The following is a 2,165-nucleotide window of genomic DNA, read 5'->3' as shown; positions in this document are numbered from 1 at the left end:
ATTGATAGTTATGAATATGTAATAACCACTAATAATATTAATGATACATTTAAGGCTATTATAGATAATAATATATACGACATGACGCCTTTAATATACGCTTCATTTTCTGGAAATCTTCCGCTTGCTAAATTTTCAATAAAAAATGGTGCGGATATAAACGCAAAAGATGAAAACGGTTCTACGGCTTTAATAGTGGCTACGACTAACGGAAATTTGGAAATAATCAAACTTTTATCGCAAGAAAGAGGACTTGAGGTTAACGCCAAAGACGATATAGGATTGACAGCTTTAATGTATGCCGCGGAAAGCGGAAATTTGGAAATTGTAAAATATTTGATAGATGAAAGAAGAGCGGATTTCAATATCAAAGAAGATAATCAAGGACATAACGCTTTTATACTCGCTATATTGGAAGGGCATTTAGAAGTCACTCAATATTTAGTAGAAAAAGGCGCTGATATTAATGCCAAAAATAATAATGGCAAAACTTCTTTAATGTTAGCTTCAATATACGGACATTTGGAAGTGGTTAAATATTTAGTAGAAAATAAAGCTAATATTAATGCAAGAGATGAATATACCTATACAGCTTTAATGTTGGCTTCATTCAGTGGAGAATTTGAAGTAGTTAAATATTTGTTAGAAAAAAATGCAGATGTTAATATTAAAACTAAATATGGGCTAACCGCATTAGATTGGGCTAAATTGTATGTAGATACATTATTTTTAGTATATGAAAAATAAATAAATTGAAGGAGAAAAATAATGATTAAAAAATTAACTATAATAACAATTTTATTATTAGGAAATGTAGCTTTTTCGCAAGAGCCGAAACTTACCCAAAAATATTTATTCGCTACTTTGAAAGGAAAAATTGACGACAAATACGATATAACAATGAATATAAAAATCTCGGGAGTTTCTTATTCTTGGACGGGCGAAATATCTGGATATTTGAGCGGAAATTATCATTATGATATATTTGAAAGAGGTATTAATTTTTCTGGATACATAGATGAAAATTCTATGGTTATTGAAACGGAAGGAGACGAAGTTTTTAATTTCAAATTGGACGAAGAGACTTTGAAGAAAATTTTGGAATTTAAAAATATAACTATAAACGGAACTTGGGAAAATAAGTCGAAAAAATTTCCTTGCGTTATAAATAGCATAGCTCCTTTGGGCGGAAAATTAAGCGAAATATTTGAATATAGAATATCGAATGCCGAATATGATTATGGCAAAAATATTTTATATTCTCCGTCAATGAATGTGTCTTATTTTGGCAACGATACGGAAAAGATTGATATAAAAAATCTAAAAAATATTTATGAACGAAAATTGAAAAAAGTTGTCAGTAATGAAACTTATACTTATTCCAACTGTTCTTCAGATATTACTTATTTTGATAGTAAAATATTATGCATTGAAGATACGCTTGATAGTATAAATTATGAAGGTTTTCTTTCTTCGTTAGAAAATAAAGAATCGGAAGATTCAGTTGATTTGTCAGAGTTTTCAGATAATTCATATTTCTACGATTATAATATTATTTCGCTTGAAATGGGGAAAAAGCTAAATAATACTTTGGAGGATTTGGTAGATTATGATAAAATATTTATTGCATTTTTAACAAAAGAATATAAAGATTATTTTAAATCGCAAATTGAAGAACAAAATAGAATGATTGATTTATTTAAGGATTTATATAAAGAATTAGATATTCCTGAAAATGAACAGCCTAATGATTTTAATTTTCCAGAGCCTACATCTTATTTTCCTGAAGATTTCGATTTACCCGAAGAAGTAGGCAAATCAAAATTTATATTCAATGATGATGAAACTATAACTATATATAATGATTGGCTTCCTACAATTACAAAGGGATACAGTAACAATTTGTCAATAGAAATGGAAAAATTAAAACCTTATATTAAGAAGGATAGTTTTTATAGGTATTTGTTCGATTAAAGGATTAAAAAATATATTATTTCGATTAATAAAAAATTATAATCTATGAGGATTGTTGGGGTTGTATGGTTTGTTTTATTTATAAAACCTAATTTATAAAAAATTCACCACCTTTCCAATTTTGCGGAATTCCTATTTCGTTTAAGATAAAGCTTTTATTTTTTAATAAATTATATTGGCTTAATTTATAT

At 27.3% G+C, this 2,165-nt stretch carries 2 protein-coding genes; both read left to right on the top strand.

Annotated features, from left to right (window positions below; genetic code table 11):
• Positions 1-747, top strand: a 747-nt coding sequence (locus tag ACR0QS_RS12925) for an ankyrin repeat domain-containing protein (protein WP_432633862.1), incomplete at its 5' end; no start/stop codon positions are given.
• Between the two features lie 21 nt (positions 748-768).
• Complete coding sequence (locus tag ACR0QS_RS12920) at positions 769-1,974, top strand: hypothetical protein (protein WP_432633861.1); 1,206 nt, start codon at positions 769-771, stop codon at positions 1,972-1,974.
• Positions 1,975-2,165 lie beyond the last annotated feature (191 nt).

It is taken from the genome of Brachyspira sp., from assembly GCF_050873525.1.
GTDB lineage: Bacteria > Spirochaetota > Brachyspiria > Brachyspirales > Brachyspiraceae > Brachyspira.
The sequence above is the reverse complement of the archived record's forward strand: the minus strand, read 5'-3'. Positions and strand labels throughout refer to the sequence as shown.

Excerpts from the sequence above, each read along its gene's own strand:
- ACR0QS_RS12920 (WP_432633861.1), top strand. The coding sequence starts at position 769 with ATGATTAAAAAATTAACTATAATAACAATTTTATTATTAGGAAATGTA.